The following is a 21,893-nucleotide window of genomic DNA, read 5'->3' as shown; positions in this document are numbered from 1 at the left end:
GCCGGTCGGGTGACAGTTGCAAGGATCAAGCCGTGGGAACAAGTCCCAAACCCAAGAAGGTAGTTGTTATGGTGACGCCTCGGTTTGATCGGCAACGTTATGAATGGAGCAGCGCCCTCCTGCTTTCGCCGGCGGCGCTGCTTCTGGCGGGTCTGTTTTTGGTTCCAATAGCCTATGCGTTCTATTTGGGGCTAACCAATCTGCAGCTCATCGGAGCCAATGCTCTCCACTATCGGTTCACAGGCGCGTACAACATTCAGTACATGCTGCGCGACAAGGAGTTCTATCACTCCGTCCTCCTGACTATCTACTTTGTGGTCGGGGCTGGCGCGATAGCCTCGACCGTTGTGGGCTTGATCCTCGCATTGTTGATGGAAAAGGCTCTCCCGGCTTTCGGAACAATAGTCGGCGCTCTAGCGATGCTCGCCTGCATTCTCCCGCCGGCGACAGTTGCCGTTGTCTGGTTTGCGGTATCAACCGCGGGCGGTGTCCTTCCTACGGTTCTGGGCGTGCCCGGCTCCGACCTACTGTTCAAGTTTCCGATGACAATCGTGTCCGCTGCCAACGCTTGGTCCCTGTGCGGCCTATCCATGCTCATGTTCGCCGCGGCACTAAAGAACATACCCCGGGACATGATCGAGGCCGCCATGCTCGAGAATGCCTCGGGCGCACAGCGATTGTGGCGTATCACCCTGCCCATGTTGCGCCCGACGATCATGACTTCGGTGCTGATGATGACGCTGCTGTCCTTCGGGAACTTTACGCTCGTCTTCATGATGACAGGCGGCGGCCCAGGCGGGAAAACCAACATCTTGCCCGTCTACTCCTACCTGCAAGGCTTCAGCTTCAGCAATCTGGCCTATGGCGCCCTGCTCGGGAACGTCATTGTCCTCATGGCCGCGTTGCTCGGGCTTGCTTTCGTCGGCATCGACCGCTGGTTGAACCGGGCTCAAAAAGCCGCCTAGACATTTGAGGAAACCATCAAATGAGCATCACTGCTGATGAACGTCGCTTCAGGCCCGGCGGTGCGGTTTTGGACGGCGCGCCCAAGGTAAAGGAACGCCGTTTCACGGCAGATCGCGCGGCCGTCAACGTGGCTCTGCTTTTCTGCGGCATGCTTTTCGTCCTGCCGCTCACCTGGCTGGTCGTTGCGTCGGTGGATGCCACGGCGAGCCGCCAGGTCCATCTCCCGACGCTGACGATGGACAATTTCTATTCTGTCGCCGAGCCCGGGCGGCTGCAGGGAATCTTGAATAGCATCATTATCTCGCTGATTGCCACGATCGTCGCGACGGTTCCGTCCATTTTTGCGGGCTATGCCTTCTCGCGACGCTACATTCCGTTCAAAAGCGCGACGCTCTTGATTGTTCTGTTCCTATCAGGCGTGCCGATCAATATCGTTATCGTGCCGGTCTACCAGATATTTGCATCGCTCAACTGGCTGTCGATGATACCGACCGCGGTGTTCCTGGGCGTGACATCGCTTCCGTTTGTTCTCTTCATCGTCAAGAACGCCATCGATGCCATTCCGCTCGACCTGGAAGAGTCCGCCCGCATCGAGGGCGCGAACACCGCGCAGATCTTGTGGCGTGTCGTCGTGCCGCTGGCTATGCCCGGCATCGCCGCCGGTGCGATCTTCGCGTTCGTGAATACCTGGGGGAACTTCCTGGCTCCACTGGTTCTCATCACATCGTCAGACATGCAGCCGAGTCCAGTCAAGATCTTCTCGTTCCTGGCTGCCAACGTCACGCGGTATGGGGGGATAGCGGCCTACTCAATCGTCTACTCGGCGCCAGTTGTGATCCTCTATTTGCTGCTGAACCGCGTGTTCCGTAAGGGCTTTGTCTTAGGCGGCGCAGTTCGAGGCTAAGCAAATTACCGTTCACCTCCCAGCAACTGGAGCCGTCCAACTACCTCGTTGGGCGGCTCATTTTTCTTCGCTGGCGAAATCTTCCTGACGCTCACGATGTGGGAACGATCACTATCTACGGGGTTCTTGAGCGCACAATATGCGGCGGGCGTTGCGATTAATCCGCATTAAAGCAACTGGTGGGCAAGCGAAGGTTGGAGTTTCACGCCGACAAGCCCACCGCGCGGCGCCGGATTTCGTTAGTGTCAGCGAGGCGGTCATTACGCCTTGTTGGAACTATACGCCCTCATCCCAGAGAGGTCGTTCTCAGGGGAGGCCCATGGTGTCTTTGATATTCTCGCCTCGCCCTCTTAAGCCGAGAGAGTCGCTCTGGGCGCCTCGTACCCGGAATGGCGTCCGGATTTCGCACATTGACATTTAGTCTTACGTCCTTAATGTAAGACAATCTTATCCGCTGCAAGAGGCCCATGGGTCTGCTGCGGAATCGACTTTTTGGTGGAGGAGGACCGGCAGTTGGCGGGATATTTCATCCAGCAGCTTATCAATGGGCTGACACTGGGATCGATCTATGGGCTGATCGCAATCGGCTACACGATGGTCTATGGCATCATCGGCATGATCAATTTCGCCCATGGCGACATATTCATGGTCGGCGCGTTTGCGGCTTTGATCGTATTCCTCATCCTTGGCGCGCTGTTCTCTTCGGTGCCAATCGTGCTCGCGCTGCTGATCATGATGATCCTCGCGATGCTGCTGACGAGCCTCTACAATTGGACGATCGAAAAGGTGGCCTATCGGCCGCTGCGGGGCTCGTTCCGCCTGGCGCCACTGATCACGGCTATCGGTATGTCAATCTCCCTCTCCAATTTCGTGCAGGTCGCACAGGGTCCGCGCAACAAGCCAATTCCTCGGTTGTTTACCGAAGTATACGACCTAGGCGGCATTGCGATATCGCTTAAACAGATCATCGTTGTCGTCGTAACTGCCGTGCTGCTGGTTATCTTCTGGTACCTGGTTAACCACACATCCCTGGGGCGTGCGCAAAGGTCATGCGAACAGGACCGCAAGATGGCGGCATTGCTCGGGGTCGATGTCGATCGGACAATCTCCATTACCTTCGTTATGGGTGCCGCGCTCGCAGCCGTCGCCGGCACCCTGTTCCTAATGTACTACGGCGTTGTTTCCTTTTCTGATGGCTTCGTGCCGGGTGTGAAGGCGTTCACCGCCGCCGTTCTGGGCGGCATCGGCTCGCTGCCGGGCGCGGTCCTTGGCGGCTTAGCGATTGGTCTTATCGAGAGCATGTGGTCGGCGTATTTTTCAATCGACTACAAGGACGTCGCCGCCTTCTCGATCCTGGCGATCGTGCTGATCTTCTTGCCAACCGGGATGCTTGGCCATCCTGAAGTCGAGAAGGTCTGAATTGATGACAATGGCTGCTACCACCGCAGGCGGCGTCATCGTCGTCCATCCACTAAAGCGCGCTTTTCGAGAGGCGCTTTATGCCGGCGTGATTTCGTTCGGCTTGTTCGTACTGCTGATTGGACTAAAAACTGACCAGAACATCCGCAACGAGCTCGTTCTTATCCAGCGATGGGGCGCGCTTGCGGCAATCGTATTGCTGGTGATGACTGGCCGTTTTGTCTATGTCGGTTTCATTCATCCAGCCCTCGAGCGCCGAAAGGCCGTCGCAAGCAGTGCGCAGCACGGAGCCGTCGTACCAGGATTCATCGCTCGGAATTCTAGTTCGATCGGTATCACCATGCTGTTTCTGTTTCCGATCGTCTCAGTAATGGCCTTCGGCTTCCAAGGCTCTTTGAAGTGGGTCGACAATTTCGGCATTCAGATATTGATCTATGTGATGCTGGGTTGGGGTTTAAACATTGTCATCGGACTCGCGGGCTTGCTTGACCTCGGTTACGTCGCTTTCTACGCTGTCGGAGCCTATGCCTACGCCTTGCTTGGCACACATTATGGCCTGTCATTCTGGATCCTGCTCCCGTGTGCTGGAATCATGGCGGCTACATGGGGCGTGATGCTAGGCTTTCCGGTGCTGCGTCTGCGTGGCGACTATCTTGCCATCGTTACGCTGGCGTTTGGAGAGATCATCCGGCTGGTGCTAATCAATTGGCGGGAGGTCACCAACGGAGCCGCCGGACTCTCCGGCATCCCGAAAGTATCCTTCTTCGGTTTGGCCACGTTCAACGTTGGTGACGCGAACTACATCGGTAAGCTGCTGCACCTGGCTCCATCGGGGGCGTACTATAAAATCTTTCTTTATTATCTGATCCTGCTTCTGTGCTTGCTCACGGCCTTTGTCACCATCCGCCTGCGTCGCTTGCCGGTCGGCCGCGCGTGGGAGGCACTGCGCGAGGACGAGATCGCCTGCCGTTCTCTTGGCATCAACACCACGACTACGAAACTAACGGCCTTTGCCACCGGCGCCATGTTCGCAGGTTTTGCGGGTTCGTTCTTCGCAGCTCGCCAGGGCTTCGTGTCTCCCGAATCCTTCGTATATCTGGAGTCGGCAATCGTGCTCGCGATCGTCGTCCTTGGGGGCATGGGATCGCTTGGGGGTATCGCAGTTGCTGCATTCGTAATGATTGGCGGCACCGAAATCTTACGTGAACTCAGCTTCCTGAAAGTGATCTTTGGTTCAGACTTTACGCCAGAGCTTTACCGAATGCTGCTGTTCGGCATCGCCATGGTCGTCGTCATGCTTTGGAAGCCGCGCGGTTTCGTCGGCAGCCGGGAGCCCACCGCGTTCCTGAAAGAGCGCAAATCAGTGTCGGGTTCTTTCACTAAGGAAGGTCACGGCTAACGAGCATGAACACGAGTGCACACACTTCCATGAGCGACATCATACTCAACGTCGAGCACCTGTCGATGAGGTTCGGCGGGCTGCTCGCCATCAGCGATCTGTCCTTCCAGGCAAGGCGCCGCGAGATTACAGCGCTGATCGGCCCCAACGGCGCAGGCAAGACCACCGTGTTCAACTGCATCACCGGCTTTTACAAACCGTCGGTGGGCATGATCACGCTCAGCCGGGCCGACGGTTCGAGCCTCATGCTTGAGCGTCTGCCCAACCATGAGATACCGGGACGCGCCAAGGTGGCGCGCACCTTCCAGAACATCCGCCTGTTCTCGGGCATGACGTTGCTCGAGAACCTTCTGGTCGCGCAGCACAACAAGCTTATGAAGGCGTCGGGCTATACGATGCTTGGGCTGTTTGGCTTCTCCGGCTATCGCCAGGCTTCAGCGGAATCAATCGAGCTCGCCAGGCATTGGCTGGAGAAGGCGGACCTCGTCCATCGCGCCGACGATCCGGCCGGGGACCTGCCCTATGGCGCGCAACGCCGTCTTGAGATCGCGCGCGCCATGTGCACCGGGCCGGAACTCCTGTGCCTGGACGAGCCTGCCGCCGGCCTCAATCCGAAGGAATCGTCGGCGCTCAACGAACTCTTGATCGACATCAAGAACAACACCGGCACGTCGATCCTGCTCATCGAACACGACATGTCGGTGGTGATGCAGATCTCCGACCATGTCGTCGTGCTCGAATACGGCCGCAAGATTTCCGACGGCAATCCGCAATCGGTGCGCACCGATCCGCGCGTCATCGCCGCCTATCTCGGCGTCGACGACGAAGAGGTGCAGGAGGTGCTGACCGAAGTCGGCGACGAGGATGTCATCGAGCAACTCGATACCGGGCCGGACGCAGCGCACGGGCCCGGCAATTCCGCTTCGATGATGGCGGGACCGGTTTCCGACAGCGTCGAACACGCCGACGAGGGCGAGCGGGTCACCGTGTCGAAGGGGGCGTCGAAGGCGGCGCAGATCGATGCGCGCACGAGTTCGACGAAGAGCAAGCCGGCCCCAGCGTCCTCGACGGCCAAGCTACGCGGAGGGCGCAAATAATGGCCGGCACAACGCTGCTCGATATCAAGGGCGTCGAGACCTATTACGGCAACATCCGGGCGCTCAACGGCGTCAACGTCCAGGTCAACCAGGGTGAGATCGTGGCGCTGATCGGCGCCAATGGCGCCGGCAAGTCGACGCTGATGATGACCATCTTCGGCGCGCCGCGCGCCCGCGCCGGCACCATCACCTTCGCCGGAACCGACATCACCCAGTTGCCGACGCATGAGATCGCCCGCCTGCGCATCGCCCAGTCGCCGGAGGGACGCCGCATCTTCCCGCGCATGACGGTGATGGAAAACCTGCAGATGGGCGCCAGCCTCGACAACCTGAAGCACTATGACGAGGACGTCGAGAAGGTGTTCACGCTGTTCCCGCGGCTAAAGGAACGCATCGGCCAGCGCGGCGGCACGCTGTCGGGCGGCGAGCAGCAGATGCTGTCGATCGGACGCGCGCTGATGGCGCGGCCCAAGCTGCTCCTGCTCGACGAGCCGTCACTTGGTCTTGCGCCGCTGATCGTCAAGCAGATCTTCGACGCCATCCGTGAGCTCAACAAGACGCAAGGGCTGACCGTGTTCCTGGTCGAGCAGAATGCCTTCGGCGCGCTCAAGCTCGCCACGCGCGGCTATGTCATGGTCAATGGCAATGTGACGATGAGCGGCACCGGCAAGGAACTGCTCGCCAATCCGGAAGTGCGCGCCGCCTATCTCGAAGGCGGACATCACTAAGAGGGGTCTTCACCAATGGGCATCATCTACGAAGAAGCCTCGGTCTGGCAGTTCCTGTTCGTCACCTGCCTGCTCGGCGGCTGGGCGGCATGGATGACCGGCAAGGCGGCGGCACAGACCTGGAGCACGTATGTGCAGCTGTTCTTCTACATGCTGGGCCTCGGCATCGGCATCAGGTTCATCCATCATGCCCTGTTCGACGGCACGATGTTCTCGCTGCATTACTATATCGTCGACACCATCGTGCTGATGATCCTGGGCTTCCTCGGCTATCAATACACGCGCACCAACCAGATGGTCACACAGTATAACTGGCTCTATGAAAGAGCTTCCTTATTGAGCTGGAAGCCAAAGACCTGACGTTCATGATTAACGCCGGCTCGGGGACGAATCGGCGTGACAAGTGACTCACGCTTCGAAGTCTGAAACCTCTAGAGAGCGGGTTCTGACCCATAGAGATTTCTGGCCTGGGAACAGAAGAACGAACGACGCGTAGGGTCGATGTGTTCGGATGTTTGAGTGAAGGCCGGCAATCTCGTTTAGCGTTTACCGTGATGACTCGCTCAACTCAATTTGGCCTCCGGAATTATTGACACCAAATCCACACCGCGCACGCCCTGGCGTGTCGATCCTTCAGCTCGGCTGCGCCCGATTCATTTAGTCACCGCGGTATCCGCCAAATGTGAGTTCCAGCCTTCGCAAGTTCCATAGGTTCAGCAAGGCGTCTGTGCGTCGCAACGCCGACTCGCTTGAGTGAGCTCGTTGAGAGCGGGCAGTCGATTTCACTGATTGACAAAGTGTCAGACATTATTAATGTAACTCAATCTGTCAACGGTATGCCCGCTGAGGGCAACGGTCGGATGGTCCGTTGCAGGTGCAACGACCTGCAGGTAGGCTTAAATAGAGGGAACTATGCAATGAGGAAAATGCTACTTTCCGCGGTCGCAGCCGGTGCGCTTGTCGCACTAACTGGCCAAGCGTTCGCAGACGTTTTGATGGGTGTTGCAGGTCCCATTACTGGGGCAGGTGCTGCCTTCGGAGCGCAGCTCAAGCGTGGAGCCGAAAGGGCCGTTGCCGACATCAATGCGGCGGGCGGCATAAATGGCGAAAAGATCTCGCTCGAGATCGGCGATGACGCCTCCGATCCAAAACAAGGCATCTCAGTTGCCAACAAGTTTGTCGCCGACAACATCAAGTTTGTCGTGGGACACTATAACTCTGGAGTTTCGATGCCAGCCTCTGAGGTTTACTCGGAGAACGGCATTCTGGAGATCAGCCCGTCATCCACGATCCCTGAATTTACCGAGCGGGGACTCTGGAATGTGTTCCGCACCTGCGGGCGTGACGATCAGCAGGGCAAGGTAGCCGGCGACTATCTCGCCTCCCATTTCAAAGATGGGAAAATCGCGATCATCAATGACAAGTCGGCTTTTGGCCAAGGCATGGCTGCTCAGGTCAAGAAGGCAATCAATGCTGGTGGCGTCACAGAGGTGATGTACGATGCCGTCAACGTCGGTGAAAAGGACTTTTCGGCACTGATTTCCAAGATGAAAGCGCGCGGTGTCACAGTGATTTACTACGCCGGCTATTATGCTGAAGCTGGCCTTATCTCGCGCCAGTTGGCTGACCAGGGCCTCAAGGCAACCTTGATGGGTAGCGACGATCTCGCCACAGCTGAGTTCGCGGCGGTTGCGAGCGATGCGGCGGAAGGAGCCTTGTTCACGTTTGCGCCGGATCCTCGCAAGAACCCCAAGGCCGCGGACATCGTGAAAAAGTTCCGGGACGACGGCTTTGAACCTGAGGCATACACGCTCTACACTTATGCAGCTGTCCAAATCATTGCCCAGGCTGCAAAGGCGGCAAATAGCTTGGATCCCCAAGCTGTCGCCGAAGCCATCCATTCGAAAGGGCCATTCCAAACCGTAATCGGTGACATTGGTTATGACTCCAAGGGTGACATCACGCGCGCCGACTATGTCGTCTACCGCTGGGGAAAAGGTAGCGACGGGAACTACAGCTACGTAGAAGTCAACTGATCCCTTCCGGCCCTAACCTTCGAAACCTCCCATCGGACAGGGCCCGCGCCGAGCAACATATACGTTGCTCGGCGCTTGCGCTTGACAGGCCGCCTGCGTCGCAATCCCGAGCTGTCGAACGACAAACTCGAAACGCGGACTTGAACACATGCTAAAGAGGGCGGGCTTGAGGCATCGGACCGGCGTCAGCTTGGGCTTTCAATCGACATCGCAGATACCTCAGTCGTGCCGTTCGCATCAGCGCGGCTAGGCATTCCTGCATGCCGGCGGCCACGATACTCGTGCCTTGATGGGCTTTGCCGCCGCAGTTCCCCTGAATTGGTGGGAGCAGGTCTTCTTCGGCACTTCGTCTTAGTCTTTCAGCCCGCCGAGGAGGCAGGCCCACTTGGCGGCCGGCGCGACTTCGCGGGAAGGCCTTCTCGACGATATCGACGCAATCGGCATTTTACCTGCGAAGTATCCGATGCTGTCGGACAAGCAACTCGGTCCCATGCGGCAAAGCCCCCGGGCAGGATAGGCGCGCGGTTGCAGTCGCCTGCTCGATGGCAAGGAAACACAGCATAGACCTGGCGACGCTGCCCTCGAGGGCGCCGTTACATCGATGGCGCTACGTCAAGGTGGACCTCCAACATGGAAGGCGCCGGCGTTGAACGCGCCGAAGATGGTTGAGCTCATTCAGCGAGTGGGCAAAGACGTGGACGGACGAGATAGCTCAAGACGTCCGGCTGGACGGCGGCCTAGGATTTTGCGCTCGACAACGAATCTGTCCATCCATTGCGTTCGCCTTGGCTTTCGCGACGCCGTCACCGAATTCGTGAAACTGGGCTGGCGAGGGGCCTTCGCCCTCGCTGAGGCAATGAAAGCCTATCTGAACCAAACTGGAGCAGGTGAGTTTGAACACTGGCAAGGTGCAAGGTCTTTTTGCACCCTCCCGGCACGGTAGCGCCTTTTGGCCTGGCGATCCCGACGAGCATTCTGTCCTCTGGCTGATCCGATCAGTTCTGCGGAGATTGCGGGCGCTGGGATTGAGGCGGTACGCAAAAATCCAAATGCCTTCACCGGCACATACCGACCTATTGGCATTCAGTGAGCTGTGCCGGAAAAATCCTGCATAACATTGCTCTTAGCCACACGAACGCGCCGCATCGTTTCGGGAGTGTTCCGGCTGCGACCCACAAAGCGTGGAATTCCACCGGTAACCACTGCACCGACAGCAGGGATGTCCCCGTTCCTCAGCGCAGACAGAGCGTCGGACTTGGAGCCTCCCATGCAAGAATCGATCAGTACGATATCGGCGTCACGGCGGTGTGCGATCGTACCGCTGTTGAGACGGTACACCCTGGCGTTGTTGCCACATGCCGCGGCGATGGCAATTTCCGGAGCCATCTTTCCTAAGGAAGCGAGATGGCTGATCGTGTAGAGCATTCCGAGCGGCATGATGCCGCTGCCGGTGGGCGTATCAGTTGCAATCAGCAATCGTTCGAGCCGATTTGCGCGAGTGAGAAGCTCGGAGACCAGCAGCGTCGTGCGAAGATTGCCGGCGGTGCAGATCTGCAGCGCCATGTCGGACTCGTTGACCAGCCTGGGAAAATCTTCATCAGGCATTGCGATTGGCCCGCCATTTACATGGTAGGAGACATCCGGCTGCATGCGAAGCAGATGGTCGGCCCAAATCCCAGATGAGCCGGGGATCGACGCTCCCCCCGTATGAACCATCGAAATCATACCGTGACGTCGTGCCAATGCAACGAGCGGGGCATACTCATATGGCGTTGCGAATGCTCCAAACCCCGCTTTCACCATCCAGATTCCGGCCGCTTTGAGCTCGGCAAAGTCCGCGTCGGTGAGCCCGGGCTCGAGGATAAGCGACCCTGCATGAACTCTCATACCGCCCGGCCGGTATTGCTGAAAGCACTTGGCCGCGGCGATCGCGAGCGCTTTCACACCGGTCACATCCTTCGGGCGCCCGGGAACATGAACTTCGGACGCGCTGATGGACGTCGTTACCCCGCCGTGAACGTAGCTTTCAAGAAAACCGACGGTCTTTTGGCGGGGTGTGTAGTCACCGAACGTAATGTGGACGTGCGAGTCGATCAGTCCGGGTATTGCCATGGTCCCATTGGCATCGATTATGACATCGCACTGTTCGACATTGGCGGCACCAATGTTGCCTACTGCTTCTATCAGGCCGTCTGCCGTGATAATCGTGTCTCCGTCGACAAAAGGGGTCGACAGGTCCCCGGTCAAAATCGACCCGATGTTAACGATCGCGACTTTCATCACTCACCTACGCTCCGGCGACCTCGCTGCCGGCGGGTTGCCGCCTTGCTGAAACTTCCTCGTGCGTAAGACCGCCGACGCGTGCGTTGATACGCCCATGACTCACCAGACAGAATATGATCGCGATCTCATCAGGCATCGGGGTTCCTTGCAGCGTAATCGTCATCCCGTCATAATGTGACCTAACGTAAACATCGTCCTTGTGATTCATCGGAATGTCGATCGTGGTTCCTGGTGGCACCACCTTTTGCATTGAGGAAATCCACGCAACTCCCCCGCCGATCGCATCTCGGATCGGGTTCGCAAAGACTGTAGTGAGCAACGCGTTGGCATGCTCCTGTTCGCCATTAAGACCTACCAGCCCGCCTTTGCCATATCCCTGAGCGGTGTAGTCGCCGAGTGCATCCAAGGCCATTTCCCCCATGCGTCGCCCAAGCGCAACGCTCTCTTCAGTCAAGGGCGAAAGATCTTTCACATATCCCGCCGAAGCGTATGGGTTCTGCAGCACCGTGACTACAGCGACTTTGCGGACGGGCGCCGGAGCCGGCTGACCTGCTTCCTCGAACTTGTCTTCAATAACCGTATAGGTCCGGCGGATACGCAAATTGTGCACGGTATATGCCTCCAAAAAAACTTCATTCGTCATTTCCCTAGTATCAAATCGTCAGACATTCTGTCAATCTTAGTTGATGCAAGGCTGACACAAATCAGCTAAGGCTCAGCGTGCAACGGAGGCTGTTTAGGATGACTCTCATCGATTTTCGCGTCTCGCCCAAAACGGTGCAGCAGGTGACGGTCGAAAAGCTGCGTCAGGCAATCATAACCGGAGTGTTCAAGCCTGGTGACCGTCTTCTCGAGGCGGAGCTTTGCGAGCTTCTTGGAGTGAGTCGACCTTCCGTCCGCGAAGCATTGAGGAGCCTGGAGGCCGAGCGTCTTGTAGCGATCGTCCCCAACAAAGGCCCGCACATTCCGCGTCTGACCTGGGATCAGGCTACGGAAATCTACAAGGTGCGTGCGTTGCTGGAAGGCGAAGCTGCATCCTTGGCAGCGCAGAATGCAACGGACGAGTCGATCAAAAAAATGCGCGTTGCGCTGAGCGTGTTCGAGAAGGCGGCACGTGGGGCAGACGCGGCAGCCGAGGTGAATTCGACGGCCGATTTCTATGCGGAGATCCTCCGGTCCTGCAACAACAGCATTATAGAGGAAGTACTGGGCGGCTTGCTGGCCCGCGTCAATTTCCTGCGCGCCCGGTCGATGTCCATGCCGGGAAGGGCAAAAGTAAGCCTCAAGGAAATGAAATCCATCCTTGACAGCATTGAAGCCCGCGACAGCGAGGCTGCTCGGCGTGCAGCTATCCATCACGTTGAACAGGCCTATGCCTCCGCACATGAGGCCTACAAGCGCGAACAATTGGAGTGATTCAACAAAGACCACTCGGAACCGAGGCCATCTGGCGGCTCAATGGATCGTGAGCAGCCGTCGAATAGAGGCAATCACTGCACTGTTGCTGGTCACCACAGGCACTTTGAATTCGCGTTCCAACAGTGGTTTGGCCTCCAGGGCGCGAAAATTCGTGCACGATACCAACAACAAATCGAAGTCAACTCCCGTCAAATTCTTACGGGTGAATTCGACGATCTCTTTTGGTGTCGGCTCACAAAGCTTGACATTGTCGCTGATCCCCATGCCCGCGGCGGCTACTACGCGGCGATTGGCCGACTCTGCGGCGCGAGCCACCGAAGTTGTAAGGTCCTCCACATAGGGCGTGATGACGGCTAGGCGTTGTCCCGGTGTTGCATCCAGCTCTTGGCCGACCGCCGTGAGAACGCCAAGCGCCGGCGCATTGGCGATCCCGCCAAGCTTGTCGCAGACTTCTGCGTCATAGGCTGCTCCGAACAGCGACCCGGCCGATGTGCATCCAAACACCACGAGATCCGGGTTGAGGGTGCCAAGGTCTCGAGCTGCCTCCGGAGCGTATGTCTCCACCATGGCAATTTCGGCGGACCTTGTGGTCTCGACCATATACATGCGAGCCGTGTGCACGCTGCATCGGCCGCCCAATTCGCGGTTGAAGTCGACCTCCATCACAGTATTCGATGAGGGCACCATTAACCCGACACGAGGCATGCGGTCTTTCATTCTTCAGTCCGATCCAGGCAAAGGCCTCTTCTAGGTTTCCAAACAGAGATATTTCAATTCGAGGTACTCGTTGATGCCGTATCTGGAACCCTCGCGGCCAACTCCTGATTGCTTTACGCCCCCGAATGGGGCTTGGGCGGTCGAAATGGCAGCGGTATTGATTCCGACCATTCCGAATTCGAGAGCCTCGGCAAACTTCCAGGCGCGGCTTAGGTCGCGCGTATAGAAGTAGGCAGCGAGCCCATATTCAGAATCGTTGGCCCGGTCGATGACCTCCTCGACGGTGTCAAACGCGAAAAGCGGTGCGACAGGGCCAAACGTTTCCTCTCGGGCGACCTTCATATCGTGTGAAACGTCCGTCAGCACGGTCGGCTCGAAGAACTGACCTCCACGTGCATGGCGGCGGCCTCCCAACCGGACCTTCGCACCGTGCTGCATGGCGTCTTGGATATGCTCCTCAACCTTCGCCAGGGCCTGCGGGCTGATCAAGGGGCCGATTTGAGTGTCTCCGGACAAGCCATTGCCGACATTCAATTCGGCAACCGCCTGGCACAACTTGTCCGCAAAGGCGTCGAGCACATTTTTCTGTACGTAAATTCTATTCGCGCACACGCACGTTTGGCCGGCATTGCGAAACTTGGCGATAATTGCGCCTGCCACCGCCTTATCGAGATCGGCGTCGTCAAAGACGACGAATGGCGCATTCCCGCCCAATTCGAGACTCAGCCTTTTGATATCGCCCGCCGCTTGCCGCATCAGCAGGGAGCCAACGCGGGTCGAGCCGGTAAAGGACAGCTTCCGCACTTTCGTATTGCTGCACAACTCCAGGCCTATGCCTGCCGCATCGGTGCTTGGGAGGATATGAAAGATCTCCGAGGGGATACCGGCTCGCTCCGCCAGCACGCCCATTGCAAGCGCTGACAATGGCGTTAGCTCTGACGGCCGCGCGACAATGCTGCAACCCGCGGCCAGCGCAGGCGCCGCCTTGCGAGCGATCATGGCGGAGGGAAAATTCCAAGGCGTAATCAGCGCGGCTACGCCGACAGGTTGCTTGAGAACGAAAATCCGCTTGCTTTGCCCATGCGCGGGGATGACGTCTCCATAAACGCGCCGTCCCTCTTCGGCAAACCACTCGATATAGCTTGCGGCGTAGGTGATTTCCGCGCGCGCCTCTGTCAATGGCTTGCCCATCTCCGACGTCAAGATGACGCTGAGATCTTCGATGTTCTCGAGCATCAGCCGCGACCAGCGAAGCATGATCGAACATCGTTCGTCAGCGGTTCTCGCAGCCCATTCCGAGCGAGCGGCATACGCAATATCGATGGCTTCGCGAGAACGGGCGACATTGAAATCGGAGACACACATTATGGCCGTTCCGGTCGCGGGATCTCTGACGGCGAAACATGCTCCGAGCGTGTCCTGTCGACCGGGCTCGGCAGCGTGCGGACCCAACAGGGAAGGATCTTTTAGAGAAATCATGGGCGGAAATGTCTCGAATGCTGTCGGTGTCGTCAGCTGGTAAGCCAGACGATGAACTGAAGAAACACGACAAGCACAGCCAGGGTTGCGATGATTTTCGCCAGGCCTTCGGCGAAATCAACGCGGCGAATTTTCAGGGCTTCCAGTTGCCGGGCTTGCGTGCGCAGCATTGACGCGTCGTCGAATTCATATTCGACGATCTCGTCATCATAGACGAGTACGAGAGAGGTTCCCTCTACGCCCCAATAGAAACAGTTGAGACCGTCGGTACCCCGTTGCCGCACTGGAATATTCTTGAAGCGACGCACCGGTCGATGCTCGAACGGAACCCGTTGACAATCGATCGGAGTCTGCGCGGCGCGTCGCGCCAAGGTAGCGGCTATCGCAAAAAAATCCTTCAATTCGGCTCCCACTGCGTCGAAATCGCGAGCACCATTTGTCATGCCATTCAGAGGAGTAAGGTCGAAAAATATTGTCTGACACTCTTAATGTATGTCAGATGGCTTGTCAATTTTGGTGGTGTCGCCTAATATCGAGACGATTTGCGGACGCTGCGCCTGGGAAAAAAGGCTACCGCGCTTGATGAGCTAACGGAAGGAGATGAAGGTGCGATTGTCTGATCTCAGAAAGGGCAATACCAAGTGGCATATCGTCGTACTCGGCGGCCCTGGCGTCCGAGCCACCCTGGGCGATATGGGTGAATTCGAGAAAGCGCTTGAAGAGTGGGCGTCGCAGCTTGGAATTGAGATTGAGCATTTCCAGTCAAATCACGAAGGCAGATTGCTGGAGTTTGTCCATTCCAGTCGAGATCGGGCAAGCGCCTATCTGGTGAATCCGGGCGGGCTCGTCAGAGTCGGCGAATCGCTTCGCCATACGTTGAAGGATGCGAAGAAGCCCTGCGTCGAAGTCCATCTCGACAATGGGGAGCTACGCCAGCAGTCGATTTTCGCTCCGAGCGTGTTGACGATCTTTTCTGGGCTTGGGCGTTCCAGCTATGTCGGCGCTATGACGGCACTGGTGCTCGCGCTCGACGATGTCGACTTCCTGCATCCGGAAGGGACTGGTCCTCTCAATCGCTCCCACGGCGCGCCGCGGTCGCTTTATACTTGATTGCCGATTGGAGGGCCAAAGTCATGACTGCACAAGAAATTTCGCATTCGCCGCAATTGACGCACCCAATCCGGGTTGGCTTGCTGAACGGGCTCAACATGACGAGCCTGGGCCGACGCGACAAAAACATCTACGGAACGATCGGCTCGCTGCAAGAACTTGAAGATGTCGTGCGTGATCTCGGTCTGAAACTCGGTGTCGAGGTTGTCCCCTATCACTCGAATCACGAGGGCGACCTCGTGGACTTCATCGAGGCGCAGACCGACATTGATGCCTTCCTGATCAACCCGGGCGGGTTGTGGGCGTTTGGCGAGCCCACGAAGCTGGCGCTACATCAGTCCCGCAAACCCTTTGTGGAAGTTCACTTCGCCAATATCTACGCAACCGGTCACGACTCGGTCTTTACATCGGTAGCCACTGGCACGGTGATGGGGTTCAGGCATTTTGGCTACCTTGGCGCACTGGTCGCTCTGGTCGAGGAGTTGAAGGCCGGTCGGCTGGCGAAAGACGAGGCGTCATGATGCCCAAGCCTGACGTCCTCGTTGTCGGTTGCGGCGCAGTTGGATTGAGCGTCGCGTACAATCTCGCGATAAGAGGAATGCGGGTGCTTGCCGTCGATCGCGTGGGACCTGGTGCCCAGACGTCGGCGAGAGCGGCGGGTCAGTCGGTCATCGCTCAGACCGACCCGGCGATGGGCGAGCTCATGCACCGTAGCATCGACATCATTACAGGTTTTGAAAAGAGCGCTGGAGTTGCTTTCAAATACCATCAGGTTGGCAGCATTCGGTATGCGCTTGCCGATTGGTCGGCGGCGCAACTGAAGCGTGAAGTCGAGCGGGCAAGCCTGCTTGGCGCTGATGTTTCGATGATTGCGCTCGACGATGCGCAACGGATCGCTCCGCATACCAATGCCGATGCCGCCTTGGCTGCCTGGCACGCCCCGAATGACCTCTATTTCCGCCCACCCGATATGCTGGCGGCGTTCTATTTGGCGGCCAAAAAGGCAGGCGTGGAATTCCAGTTCGGCGAGGACGTCGCTGACATCGTAATCGACGCTGGCAAGGTCGTTGGCGTTGTGACGCGAACTGGCAAGGTCGACGCCGGCGCCGTGGTGATAACAGCAGGGCCTTGGACGAAGGAGCTTCTGGCGCGAACCGGCGCGATCTTGCCGGCACTGTACGTACGCCACCAGTATTCAATTCGCTCCGGCGTTCCCGGCATTCATCCCGGTTTGCCGTCTGTTCGCATAGTGGACCACGCGGTTTATGCGCGACCCGAAGGCGTCAATTTGATGTTTGGGACGTATGAGCCGCATCCGCTCGAATTCAAAGCCGTTCCCAAAAGCGCGGAAGATGTCCCGCTCGATGGTGCGGCGATAGAGACCGCACTGCAAAAGGTCAGCGCAGTGTTTCGCGGGCTCGCAGACGCCAGCGTCGTCGAACTGCGCGGAGGTGTCACGACCATGACGCCAGATGGTAGTTACCTGATCGACGAGGTCGCAGACGCGAGCGGTCTCTATTTCGCTACCGGCTGCAACGTGATGGGTCTGTCCTGCGCTCCAGCTCTGGGCGAGGAACTGGCCTCATGGCTGGCTACCGGGCAGAGACCAGAGGTCTTGGAAGGCTTCTCGATCAGACGATTCGCGGATCAGGACTTGTCGTCGGATGAAATCCGGCAGAAGGCCCTGGCGGAATACGAGAGCATATATCGCGACGCTGAAACTGCGGGGTATGTCAGGGGCTACGGTGCCCCAGCGAGCGGCACGCACGCTGGATAATCGGATTCACGTCGAATTTAACGGCTGTCGGGGGTTTGAGACCAACAAGCTAGGTCTGCGGAAACACCAGTAGTCTCGTGCAATCCTGGTTTTGTCCGGAAGGCTGATCTGCGGGGTGCGAGGGGCGCAAATGCATGTCGCAGGCAGCGCTCATTTTGCCAGTAGTTCAAAACAGAACAAATGCGCGCATGCAGTCCGGCATGCGGATTTCTTAGAGGGTAAGACATGAACGTAAAGCGTCTCGAGGCCAATCACAGACTTTCCCAGGCGGCCGTGTTCGGCAACACCGTCTATCTGACGGGTCAAGTGGGCTCGGAGGCGGACACCCTTGGGGAACAGACGCGCTCCGTGCTGGCCTCGATCGACCGGTTGCTTGCGCTTGCCGGGACCGACAAATCAAACGTGATCCAAGCCACGATCTGGTTGGCGGATCGCAATGATTTCCCCGGCATGAACACCGTGTGGGACGAATGGGTCGATAAATCCAATCCGCCCGTACGTTCGACCGCGCAGGTCGATTTGCTCGTTCCCGGACAGAAGGTCGAGATCACCGTCGTTGCTGCGCTGCCCCAGTAGTTACGGTGCTCGAAACGCGTCGCTATCGTGGAGTGCCGCCGGGAAGTGGCTCTTTAAGGTTTGCGTTGCCACGTGAGAGCATTTCTCCCGGGGATCGAGCAGGTAGCTACCAAAGTGACGCGCGTACTGGATGAGTTTGCTCAATGTCGAATTTGACGTCAGTGCCATATGCGAAACCGAAACTCGTTTCTGAGGCGCTAGCCTTGATCGCCAACGAGAAAGCATGCGTCCTCGCAGGAGGTACAGACCTCGTCGTGATGCGCGCTCAGTCTGTCGTCAGTGCCGATAGCCTGGTTGATATCAAGGGGATTGAAGCCCTTACCGATGTCAACGTCGGGGGGCGTGGGATCAGCATCGGCGCGTGCACAAGCCTTGATACGCTTTCCTACCACAAGGGCCTTGGCCTGAACGCAATCAGTGACGGCGCGAGTGTTGTTGGTGGTTGGCAAACCCGTTGTCGCGCGACGATAGGCGGCAATATTTGTCGAGCCTCTCCGGCAGCGGATACGCTGTGCGGCTTGTTGGTCCTCGGGTGCGAACTTGAGGTTGCCTCCTTGGGTGGCGAGCGGTCGATTTCAGCAGACGCCTTCTTCAAGGGGCCGGGCAGAACCGCAATGCGTCCAGGCGAACTGCTTACCCGCATTGTGATTCCATTCGACGGCGGTGGGTCGGCCTACCGTCGCTTCACCTATCGCAATTCGATGGACCTGTCAGTTGCAGGGGTGGCGATCTTCCTGCAATTGAACGGAGACCGATGCACGCATGCACGGGTTGCCGTCGGGGCATGTGGTCCGACGCCCTTGCTCGTGCCGGAGGCGGCCAGCGAACTGATAGGCTCGACAGTAGACAGTGGCGCCGTCGCGGCCGCGGCCGCTGCTGTCGTTGCCGCCGCCAGACCTATCGATGATGTGCGTGGCAGCCGCAAGCACCGGCTGCACGTTTTGCGTCCCCTGGTCGTTTCCGTCGCGGCAGAAGCTCTAAGCAGGGCTCGCCAATGGAACAAGGACAGCTCCTCATGACAGCGGCAATAAATGTCGACATCAACGGCGAACAGCGGTGCTTGCAAGCCGACGCGGATACCCTCTTGATCGACGTGATCCGTTACGCCTTTGGATTAACCGGAACCAAGCTTGGCTGCGGCACCGGCGACTGCGGTGCCTGCACCGTTCTTCTGGATGGACGGCCGGTGAATTCTTGTCTGGTCTACGCCCTTGAATGCGAGGGCGCCCGCATCGAAACGATTGAGGGCGTGGTCGCTACACCTGCCGGTCGACTTATCGTCGAGGAAATGATCGATACCGATGCAGCGCAGTGCGGTTTCTGTACGCCAGGCATTGTCGTCACGGCTTGCGCTCTTGCGAAGCAATCATGTGGTCGGGACGTGACTGAATCTCAGATCGCAACTGCGCTGGCCGGCAATCTGTGCCGTTGCACGGGCTATCTGCCCATACGACAGGCGCTGCAAGCCGCCCTGGCGAAACTGGCGAACGGAGGGGAACAGCTGTGAACCTTCTCGGGACCAAATTCCTTCGCCGGGACGCCAGGGAACGGATCACTGGTGCCATAAAGTACACTGAAGATATTTCCGTGCCGGACATGCTCTACGCTGTTCTGGTGCGGTCGCCAGTGGCGGCCGGAACCATAAGGCAAATCAGCGTCGATGCCGCGCGAGGAATGGATGGCGTGGTTTGCGTCCTGACCGCTGAAGATCTGCCCGATCGGACGTACGGTAACTACTTGCACGATCAGCCGGTGCTTGCCAGGCATGTCGTACGTTTTGTGGGCGAACCACTAGCAATGATCGCCGCCACGAGTTTGAGCGCAGCTCGCCGGGCATCAAGGCTTGTCGAGGTACAGATTGATCCGCTGCCGTTCGTTGTGGATCTTGCCGCGGCTGTGGAGCCACAAGCACCTCTCGTCCATGGAATTGCTAAGAACGTACTCGACACCGCCCGCATCGTAAGGGGCGATGTGGACGCCACATTTCAACTGGCGCACAAAATTGTCACGACGCGGGTCGAAACCCATCGCGTGCATCAGGGCTATCTCGAGCCGCGGGGAGTGACTGCCATGCCCTGCGCAGACGGACTGTCACTCATCATGAGCACCCAGCAGCCGTTTGGCGTGCGTATGGTGCTTAGCGAGTTGTTTGATATACCGATCGGCAAAATCGAAATCCGGGTTCCCGCAGTAGGCGGAGGATTTGGAGGTAAGCTGCATGTCGGCTACGCGCCGCACGCGTCGGCGCTGGCCCTTGCAACAGGTCGCCCAGTGCAACTGATTTGCGAGCGGGGCGAAGATATGCGCAACGGCAGCCCTCGCGAGAATTCGATCGTGGAAATCTCGAGCGCGGTCGATCCCGATGGCCATCTGCTTGGAAGGAAATGTAGCATTCTCCTGGATTCGGGCGCCTATGCGCTTGATATCCAGGCATTGAATTCTATGGCTGCCTTCTACGCTACCGGGCCCTACCACATCGAAAATATCGATCTATCGTCGCGAGCCGTCTACACCAATACTTGTCCAACCGGCTCATTTCGTGGACCCACCGGACCGCAGCTCGTCTATGCCGGCGAGGCACATCTCGATGAGATTGCCCAAATACTAGGCCTTGATCCCGTCGAGGTCCGCCGCCGCAACTTCATTAGGAAGGGGCAGCGAGGTCCAGGTGGCGAACTGATGTCGGACGTGAGTATCGAACAATGCATGGACCTGGCGCTGGAACGCCTACGAGCATTCCGTTCAGAGGAGCGGCCTGCCGGAGACATCCGGCGACGCGGCTACGGCTTTGCCTGTACATGGTGGTCGTCACTGGGAACGCCGTCATCGGCGGTCGTGCAAGTGCATGACGATGGAAGCGCAACTGTGTCATCAGGCGGTACCGAGATTGGTACAAGTGTGATCTCTACGACGTTGCCGGCGATGGTTTCCGAGGTGCTGGGAATCGACCCTGAGCGAGTGGCACTGAACAATGGCAGTACCCGCGACGCCCCGTTCGAATCCGGCTCCAGAGGAAGTCGGACGCTTTTTTCTACCGGCAATGCGACGCTGCGTGCCCTGGAAGAAGTCGTTGGCCAGATCAAGGATGAGGCATCAGAGATGCTGGGCGTCCCGCCCGAGAACCTGGTTCTGCGCGAAGGCAGGGTTGAGGGTGTCGGCCAGTCAAACGCATCGCTGCCGTTGGCCGACGTGGTGTCGTCGGCCAGGATGCGGTCTGGCCCGGTCGTAGCATCCGCGCGTTATCGGGAAAGGCCTTCCGAGATCGAGGGTTCGCAGTTGGAGAACGCGCGCTTCGCTCGACTGGGGGAGGCGACGTTCCATTGTCATGCCGTTGAAATAGCCTTGGACGACGAGACCGGACGAATAGAGGTGCTCCGCTATGTTGCCGTCCATGACGTCGGGCGCATCCTCAATCCGCTCGCTGCCCGTGGACAGGTCGAGGGCGGTGTCGTCCAGGGTATAGGCTATGCGCTTTATGAGAACCTGGAAATCGACAAGGACGGCGCAGTCCGCAACGACAATTTCCACGATTACCGCATGCCGACCATCGCTGACGTTCCGAAGTCAATCGAAACCATATTCATCGAGACAAACGAGAGCGCCACTGGGCCTTTCGGGGCAAAGGGAATCGGTGAGCCTCCCGTGATCATACCCGCCGCAGCCATCGGGTCGGCACTGCGTGATATTCTGGGACGACAGCCTATGCGCCTTCCCTTCGATGCGGGATATATCGCGGAGTTCCTTGATCATCCCTAGCTGGGTCCGTATGCGGCGGCTTTTTCCGGCGCATGGTCAACAGCAGCAAGAACCTTATCGAGCACAGTTCGCCTCTTGCCAGCCCGGCCGCCCAATCCAGCCGCCTGGCCTGATCGATGTTCGTTGGGATTGAGGGCTCTGACTATTGACAAAATGTCTGACACTCATAATGTCATCAAAACAGTTTCGATGCAGAGCTTGGATTAACACCCTAGGCCGTTGCGGGA

The 21,893-nt window shown here is 58.1% G+C and carries 20 protein-coding genes and 1 pseudogene; 16 read left to right on the top strand and 5 right to left on the bottom strand.

Annotated features, from left to right (window positions below; all coding sequences use genetic code 11):
* Positions 1–32: 32 nt before the first annotated feature.
* From P9217_RS28260 to P9217_RS28225, 8 genes are all read left to right on the top strand, one after another.
* On the top strand, positions 33–965 hold the full coding sequence (locus tag P9217_RS28260; protein ID WP_278055796.1) for a sugar ABC transporter permease: 933 nt from the start codon (positions 33–35) through the stop codon (positions 963–965).
* 20 nt (positions 966–985) lie between these two features.
* Positions 986–1,870: a carbohydrate ABC transporter permease gene (locus P9217_RS28255; protein WP_278055794.1), complete on the top strand. Its 885-nt coding sequence runs from the start codon at positions 986–988 to the stop codon at positions 1,868–1,870.
* A gap of 513 nt (positions 1,871–2,383) precedes the next feature.
* The gene (locus P9217_RS28250; RefSeq protein ID WP_278055792.1) at positions 2,384–3,289 is read left to right on the top strand and encodes a branched-chain amino acid ABC transporter permease LivH; all 906 of its coding nucleotides are present in this window, start codon (positions 2,384–2,386) and stop codon (positions 3,287–3,289) included.
* Positions 3,290–3,299: 10 nt separating this feature from the next.
* Positions 3,300–4,688, top strand: coding sequence for a high-affinity branched-chain amino acid ABC transporter permease LivM (gene livM / locus P9217_RS28245; RefSeq protein WP_278055790.1), 1,389 nt, complete (start codon positions 3,300–3,302; stop codon positions 4,686–4,688).
* 29 nt (positions 4,689–4,717) lie between these two features.
* The gene (locus P9217_RS28240) at positions 4,718–5,785 is read left to right on the top strand and encodes an ABC transporter ATP-binding protein (protein ID WP_278055788.1); all 1,068 of its coding nucleotides are present in this window, start codon (positions 4,718–4,720) and stop codon (positions 5,783–5,785) included.
* A complete protein-coding gene (locus P9217_RS28235; protein ID WP_278055785.1) occupies positions 5,785–6,513 on the top strand; it encodes an ABC transporter ATP-binding protein in 729 nt (242 codons plus the stop codon). Before P9217_RS28240 ends, P9217_RS28235 begins: the two co-directional genes overlap by 1 nt.
* Before the next feature lie 15 nt (positions 6,514–6,528).
* A complete protein-coding gene (locus tag P9217_RS28230) occupies positions 6,529–6,873 on the top strand; it encodes a DUF6867 family protein (protein WP_278055784.1) in 345 nt (114 codons plus the stop codon).
* Between the two features lie 557 nt (positions 6,874–7,430).
* Positions 7,431–8,549, top strand: coding sequence for a branched-chain amino acid ABC transporter substrate-binding protein (locus tag P9217_RS28225; RefSeq protein WP_278055783.1), 1,119 nt, complete (start codon positions 7,431–7,433; stop codon positions 8,547–8,549).
* Between the two features lie 1,083 nt (positions 8,550–9,632).
* On the opposite strand, the gene P9217_RS28220 is transcribed toward P9217_RS28225, so the two are convergent.
* A complete protein-coding gene (locus P9217_RS28220; protein WP_278055782.1) occupies positions 9,633–10,829 on the bottom strand; it encodes an amidohydrolase family protein in 1,197 nt (398 codons plus the stop codon).
* 7 nt (positions 10,830–10,836) lie between these two features.
* Positions 10,837–11,475, bottom strand: a complete 639-nt coding sequence (locus P9217_RS28215; RefSeq protein WP_278055780.1) for an amino acid synthesis family protein — start codon at positions 11,473–11,475, stop codon at positions 10,837–10,839.
* A 98-nt stretch (positions 11,476–11,573) separates the two neighbouring features.
* Here P9217_RS28215 and P9217_RS28210 point away from each other — a divergent pair, with 98 nt between their 5' ends.
* Positions 11,574–12,248: a GntR family transcriptional regulator gene (locus P9217_RS28210; protein WP_278055779.1), complete on the top strand. Its 675-nt coding sequence runs from the start codon at positions 11,574–11,576 to the stop codon at positions 12,246–12,248.
* Positions 12,249–12,287: 39 nt separating this feature from the next.
* On the opposite strand, the gene P9217_RS28205 is transcribed toward P9217_RS28210, so the two are convergent.
* The 3 genes and pseudogenes from P9217_RS28205 to P9217_RS28195 form a co-directional block, all read right to left on the bottom strand.
* On the bottom strand, positions 12,288–12,968 hold the full coding sequence (locus P9217_RS28205; RefSeq protein ID WP_278055777.1) for an aspartate/glutamate racemase family protein: 681 nt from the start codon (positions 12,966–12,968) through the stop codon (positions 12,288–12,290).
* A gap of 30 nt (positions 12,969–12,998) precedes the next feature.
* Positions 12,999–14,363, bottom strand: a pseudogene (locus tag P9217_RS28200) (NAD-dependent succinate-semialdehyde dehydrogenase); the annotation flags it as partial.
* Positions 14,364–14,479: 116 nt separating this feature from the next.
* Positions 14,480–14,848 carry a hypothetical protein gene (locus P9217_RS28195; protein ID WP_278088325.1) on the bottom strand — a complete coding sequence of 123 codons (369 nt, stop codon included), beginning with the start codon at positions 14,846–14,848 and terminating at the stop codon, positions 14,480–14,482.
* A 211-nt stretch (positions 14,849–15,059) separates the two neighbouring features.
* Between P9217_RS28195 and P9217_RS28190 the strand changes: the two genes are divergently transcribed.
* The 7 genes from P9217_RS28190 to P9217_RS28160 all read left to right on the top strand — a co-directional run bounded on the left by P9217_RS28190 (position 15,060) and on the right by P9217_RS28160 (position 21,666).
* Positions 15,060–15,557, top strand: a complete 498-nt coding sequence (locus P9217_RS28190) for a type II 3-dehydroquinate dehydratase (RefSeq protein WP_278055773.1) — start codon at positions 15,060–15,062, stop codon at positions 15,555–15,557.
* Between the two features lie 23 nt (positions 15,558–15,580).
* Entirely contained in the window at positions 15,581–16,078 is a 498-nt protein-coding gene (locus tag P9217_RS28185; protein WP_278055771.1) for a type II 3-dehydroquinate dehydratase, read from the top strand.
* Complete coding sequence (locus tag P9217_RS28180) at positions 16,075–17,334, top strand: FAD-binding oxidoreductase (RefSeq protein ID WP_278055770.1); 1,260 nt, start codon at positions 16,075–16,077, stop codon at positions 17,332–17,334. Before P9217_RS28185 ends, P9217_RS28180 begins: the two co-directional genes overlap by 4 nt.
* A 225-nt stretch (positions 17,335–17,559) precedes the next feature.
* Positions 17,560–17,910: a RidA family protein gene (locus tag P9217_RS28175; RefSeq protein ID WP_278055768.1), complete on the top strand. Its 351-nt coding sequence runs from the start codon at positions 17,560–17,562 to the stop codon at positions 17,908–17,910.
* Between the two features lie 143 nt (positions 17,911–18,053).
* Positions 18,054–18,929, top strand: a complete 876-nt coding sequence (locus tag P9217_RS28170) for a xanthine dehydrogenase family protein subunit M (RefSeq protein ID WP_278055767.1) — start codon at positions 18,054–18,056, stop codon at positions 18,927–18,929.
* Positions 18,926–19,417, top strand: coding sequence for a (2Fe-2S)-binding protein (locus tag P9217_RS28165; RefSeq protein WP_278055765.1), 492 nt, complete (start codon positions 18,926–18,928; stop codon positions 19,415–19,417). Before P9217_RS28170 ends, P9217_RS28165 begins: the two co-directional genes overlap by 4 nt.
* A complete protein-coding gene (locus P9217_RS28160) occupies positions 19,414–21,666 on the top strand; it encodes a xanthine dehydrogenase family protein molybdopterin-binding subunit (RefSeq protein ID WP_278055764.1) in 2,253 nt (750 codons plus the stop codon). The genes P9217_RS28165 and P9217_RS28160 overlap by 4 nt, the downstream gene beginning before the upstream one ends.
* Positions 21,667–21,893: the final 227 nt, after the last annotated feature.

Source organism: Mesorhizobium sp. WSM4989 (assembly GCF_029625795.1).
Taxonomy (GTDB): Bacteria; Pseudomonadota; Alphaproteobacteria; order Rhizobiales; family Rhizobiaceae; genus Mesorhizobium.
The sequence above is the reverse complement of the archived record's forward strand: the minus strand, read 5'-3'. Positions and strand labels throughout refer to the sequence as shown.